Source organism: Acinetobacter sp. AL9, assembly GCF_041464035.1.
Classification (GTDB): Bacteria; Pseudomonadota; Gammaproteobacteria; order Pseudomonadales; family Moraxellaceae; genus Acinetobacter; species Acinetobacter towneri.
Genome location: NZ_JAYFSK010000101.1, coordinates 1 through 4,539 on the forward strand (window position 1 = coordinate 1; position 4,539 = coordinate 4,539).

Sequence of the window (4,539 nt, forward strand, 5' to 3'; positions counted from 1 at the left end):
ACGAACAAATAGAGCAGATAGAATTTGCACTCAACCATCGTCCTAGAAAAACCCTAGGTTGGTATACACCGAGTGAAGTTATGGCTGGTTTTTATACTGTTGCACTTGCCGCTTGAATCCGCCAAATTTAAAAATTTGAAAATCAATAAATTAGAAAGCTGTTCCGTTTGTCTGTTAAGTTGTTCAAAACGATAAGCGGTGATCTGTTGAATCATAAACATTTTGCTTTAATAATGGAAAATAATTTTCGATAAAGATGCTTAGTCTGCAAAATAATTTAAGTATAATGGCAGCATGAGTTTAAATTTTATCAGATTAGATTGAGTGCTTGAAAATGGAATTAGATCGCTACGATAAGCATATTTTAGAAATTTTAAGCAATGAAGATGTCAATTTGAATGAACTTTCCGAGCGGGTTAATCTGTCGGTAAGTTCGGTGCATCGCCGTATTAAAAGTCTGATCGATCATAAAATTATTTCAGGTTTAAAGCGTGAAATTAATTATCAAAAACTGGGCTTTAGTTTGCATGTGTTGTTGCAGGTGTCTTTGAGCAAACACGATACCGATATTTTTGCCAAATTTTTGGATGAATTGGAAAGCATTCCTGAAGTGATACGTGCATTTTTGGTGACAGGACAGACTGCAGATTTTATTGTAGAGGTTGTGGCACGAGATATGGAAAATTACAGCGAAATTTTATTAAAACGGATTGGTAAAATTGAGCATGTGGCAGGTTTGCATTCTAGCTTTGTGATTAAAGAATATGATGTTTTAAACTGTCATGGTTTATTAAATAAAGTTTAATTTATTAGAATCTTAGAATTATTTTGACTGGATCTATAAAAAAACGCACGAGAACGTGCGTTTTTAGGAATTGCAGTTAGACCGATTATGCGTCTAATTGTGCTAAAACTTCATCAGAGAATTCAACGTTGGTATATACGTTTTGAACATCATCTAAATCTTCAAGCATATCAATCATTTTCATAATTTTTTTCGCTTGATCGATGTCTGTAATTTCTGCTTTGGTCGATGGACTCATAACCACTTCAGCATTGTCAGATTTCAAACCTGCTGCTGTTAGCGCATCTTGAACTATACCAAAAGCTTCTGGCGTAGTAATAACCAAAATGCCATCTTCAGACACTTCAATATCTTCTGCGCCAGCTTCTAAAGCCACTTCCATCACTTGATCTTCTAAAGATGAATCTTCAAATGAAATTTCACCACGTTTGGTGAATAGGAATGCTACAGAACCATTGGTGCCTAAGTTACCGTCAGTTTTAGAGAAACAGTGACGTACATCTGGCACGGTGCGGTTTAAGTTGTCTGTCATGGTTTCTACAATAACCGCAACACCACCTACACCATAACCTTCATAGGTTACTTCTTTAAGATCGTCGTTATCTTCACCGCCTGCACCACGCTGGATGGCACGGTTAATGACGTCACGTGTCATGTTAACTGAAAGTGCTTTTTCCACAACAGCACGTAAACGAGGGTTACTTGCCGCATCTGGACCGCCGAGCTTTGCAGCAGTTGTTAATTCACGAATAAATTTGGTAAACAACTTACCACGACTAGCATCTTGTTTGGCTTTACGATGCTTAATGTTGGCCCACTTGGAATGACCCGCCATGCGAACTATGCTCCTTACAGATTGGCAGTATGCCTATCAAAATTGCGCCCATTCTAACATAAGCCCTTTTTTTAGATAAAGGGCAGAGTTTTAGGTTTTTTAAGTGTTGCTTTGAGTTGTTTTTGGCTCAGGAATGACAATATCTAAGCCCACTTGTTCTTTATATAATTGTTGGATAAGTGCCATATCGTGATCTAAATCTGTCGGATAGATTTTGCCAAAAATCCCACCTTGTTTGGTTTGTGAGTTGGCATACATTAAAACGATAGGCACATTGGCTGCTTTGGCAATATGCCAAAAACCTGTACGAATTGGCTTACGGGCTTCACCTGTTTTTGCGCGAGTTGCTTCGGGTGCGATGACCAAATTGAAATGTTCATTTTGATCAAAAAGTTCGACCATTTGCGACACAATATCTTTGTTAGATTTACGGTCTACTGGAATACCGCCGACTTTTTCTAAAATAGGTTTAAGTGGCCCTTTAAAAAGCTCTTTTTTGATTAAAGTATGGATTTTAATATCATAAATTTGGAACAGAGCAAGCGAGAGGATTGCATCCATCATTGAGGTGTGTTCAAAACCGACGATCACTTGTTTATTTTCGAGGATGTTGGGTTCTACCTGATATTGCCATCCTGCAAGTTTGAATGCGGACTCGCCTATAAATTTTTTCAACATAGATTTAACAGCTGATGAATCTGGAAATGCATAATTTCTGCTTGTTTTATATAAGAGTCAACAGAAAAATTGTTTGAAATATAGCATTCTCAAGTGATGCAGGTGATATAGCATTATATCTTTTATTGGTTTTAACTCTAAATGGTTTATTTTTAATATTAAAAATATATGAATTGAGAGAAATTAAGTCTTAAATTGAGCAAAAATGCACTATTCAAATGATTTGTAAATCATTAGACTTTGGTCGTAATTAGCTATGATTCTATTCATCATTTCACTATTCCACGCATCATGGAAGGATACTAAAGTGGCTTATTTGACGACTTTTCTTGTGGCATTGACTGTGTTGTTATTGGTCTTGGTATGGTCAATGTTTGAGTTGTTTTTAGAAGTGCGTAAAGAGAAGCGTTTAAAGTTGCATCGGGCAATGTTTCGGAAAGTGAAGGTGTAGTTTTTATATTTCAATAATAATCAAATTCGTCTGCTGACTATCTATACAGCAATTTCTGAAAATGGCTTGTGTTTTTAAAAAATCTTCGCTAGTATTCTTTGCGCTTGAACTTGTTGAAATATAACAAATTCAATTATAGGGCCTATAGCTCAGTCGGTTAGAGCAGCGGACTCATAATCCGTTGGTCGACAGTTCAAGTCTGTCTGGGCCCACCATATAAAACAACCACTTAGGTGTACTAATCCTAAGTGGTTTTTTTGTTTTTGTATTCTAGTAAGCAAATGGTAAGCAGCTTAAATCAACATTATTCTTAACTGGTTTTGTTGTATAAAGACTTGAAAAATAGAATTTCCTGTAGTTACTCAAATTTAAGTGACAACATGGGTATGGAGGCGATCTAATTCTGGCATGGCTTAATCACAATTTAAGTCAATACTTTGAGATACGAATTATGATGTATATGATCCCATTTTTTAGATCAGTTTATTACAAGTTTCTACGTAAGCGTCCGCTGAACCTCATAGTTATTTTTTAATTAAGTTAGATTTCCAGCAGTGTGGTCATAATTCATCTAGTCGGAACACTTTATGTGTTGACAGCCTTTTTAGCATATCACTTAAATAGGCATAGGAATCCAATCCCTTCAGCTTTGCTGACTGAATGAGGCGTATCATATTAGCCGCTCACTTACAACTGCGCAGCGAGTCAGTAAACAACCAGTTCTTACGCCCCAAGGCCTACGGACACATCTGATTTTCGATCCCTTACGAAGTAATGCTTCTTAGGTTGATTGGTAAGTTACCATCAACCAAATAGCGGTAGAGTGCCTGCCAGCGTTTTAAGCTGTAGTTGATCGTTCGAACAGTTAGAGAACTCGATAGCCGCGTTAGATGGTGTTGGTTGAGCCATTAATACAGTTGTTGCATGATCGGTTGACTATGTTGTTGACAGTAGTGGCATGAATCCGCTGATTGACAGCGGTTTCATGCAGCCACCGGCCAATAGGGGGCCATTGGTAACAATCAACATCTAACAGTAAACTCGAAGTCTTCAAGCTTGCTTTTAATAACACAATAAAGCTTGATTTGAGGTATCCATTAAAGCGTTCAACTTTATCTTGATTTGTGCAGAGTAGCGCTTACATATGCTGGGGCGAAAGCCATATTTTTTAGCACAGTCGAGCAGTTTAGGGTTTCAGTATGGTGACTGGTTATAATGTTGCAAGATATTCCCTTAAGATCGATCCTGACCTTTCCTAGATATCCAAGCTCTAAAATTTCTTGGTAGAGTACAACGGCAGGAATCCATTCAGGATAAGGAGTATTTACGCGTTCAAGAAAATAAGGTTTATATGAGTCAAGAATACTTATTCTAGGTTGTAAGCAGATACTGTAGTGTGGACTTTTGCTGTAAATATTTACGCACGGTATTTTTAGATTCCGCAAGTTCTCAACTCATTACCTTAAATAAACCTTGTTTATACAGTGTTTAAACTGTAACTTCTTGCTCCAAAGTTAACATATTTGAGCAGTTCCAAATGACTACTATATTAACTTAGTGGCAGTTTTTAAATGCCGTTATAGGGATATTTTACACTGCCGCTAAAATATTATAATTAAACCCAATTGATATATTAACTTAACCTAACCCCAGTTACGGATAAGCCAAAGATTTAATCACATGAATTTTAGGCTTATTCTTTTGGCAAAGTTGATACGCACATAGTGAAGAAAATACGCCTGCTAAAAAACCAGCAATCGAACGATGTTT

At 36.8% G+C, this 4,539-nt stretch carries 4 protein-coding genes, 1 tRNA gene and 4 pseudogenes; 4 read left to right on the forward strand and 5 right to left on the reverse strand.

The window, feature by feature from the left end; genetic code table 11:
- A pseudogene (locus tag ACEO2X_RS13330) lies at window positions 1-116 on the forward strand (IS30 family transposase); the annotation flags it as partial.
- A gap of 218 nt (window positions 117-334) precedes the next feature.
- A complete protein-coding gene (locus ACEO2X_RS13335) occupies window positions 335-805 on the forward strand; it encodes an Lrp/AsnC family transcriptional regulator (RefSeq protein WP_004971430.1) in 471 nt (156 codons plus the stop codon).
- Between the two features lie 85 nt (window positions 806-890).
- Here the strand turns inward: ACEO2X_RS13335 and ACEO2X_RS13340 are convergent, their stop codons facing one another.
- Both ACEO2X_RS13340 and ACEO2X_RS13345 read right to left on the reverse strand, forming a co-directional pair.
- Window positions 891-1,640, reverse strand: coding sequence for a YebC/PmpR family DNA-binding transcriptional regulator (locus tag ACEO2X_RS13340; RefSeq protein ID WP_070155957.1), 750 nt, complete (start codon window positions 1,638-1,640; stop codon window positions 891-893).
- 99 nt (window positions 1,641-1,739) lie between these two features.
- Window positions 1,740-2,318, reverse strand: a complete 579-nt coding sequence (locus ACEO2X_RS13345; protein ID WP_131261328.1) for a 1-acyl-sn-glycerol-3-phosphate acyltransferase — start codon at window positions 2,316-2,318, stop codon at window positions 1,740-1,742.
- Window positions 2,319-2,625: 307 nt separating this feature from the next.
- Here ACEO2X_RS13345 and ACEO2X_RS13350 point away from each other — a divergent pair, with 307 nt between their 5' ends.
- Both ACEO2X_RS13350 and ACEO2X_RS13355 read left to right on the forward strand, forming a co-directional pair.
- Window positions 2,626-2,769 (forward strand): hypothetical protein, encoded by a 144-nt coding sequence (locus ACEO2X_RS13350; RefSeq protein WP_154320842.1) that lies wholly within the window; start codon window positions 2,626-2,628, stop codon window positions 2,767-2,769.
- A 138-nt stretch (window positions 2,770-2,907) separates the two neighbouring features.
- Window positions 2,908-2,984, forward strand: a tRNA-Ile gene (locus tag ACEO2X_RS13355).
- 345 nt (window positions 2,985-3,329) lie between these two features.
- On the opposite strand, the pseudogene ACEO2X_RS13360 reads toward ACEO2X_RS13355, so the two are convergent.
- From ACEO2X_RS13360 to ACEO2X_RS13370, 3 pseudogenes are all read right to left on the reverse strand, one after another.
- Window positions 3,330-3,734: pseudogene (locus ACEO2X_RS13360) on the reverse strand (transposase); the annotation flags it as partial.
- Window positions 3,719-4,254: pseudogene (locus ACEO2X_RS13365) on the reverse strand (IS21 family transposase); the annotation flags it as partial. The pseudogenes ACEO2X_RS13360 and ACEO2X_RS13365, both read right to left, overlap by 16 nt.
- 168 nt (window positions 4,255-4,422) lie before the next feature.
- Window positions 4,423-4,539, reverse strand: a pseudogene (locus ACEO2X_RS13370) (IS982 family transposase); the annotation flags it as partial.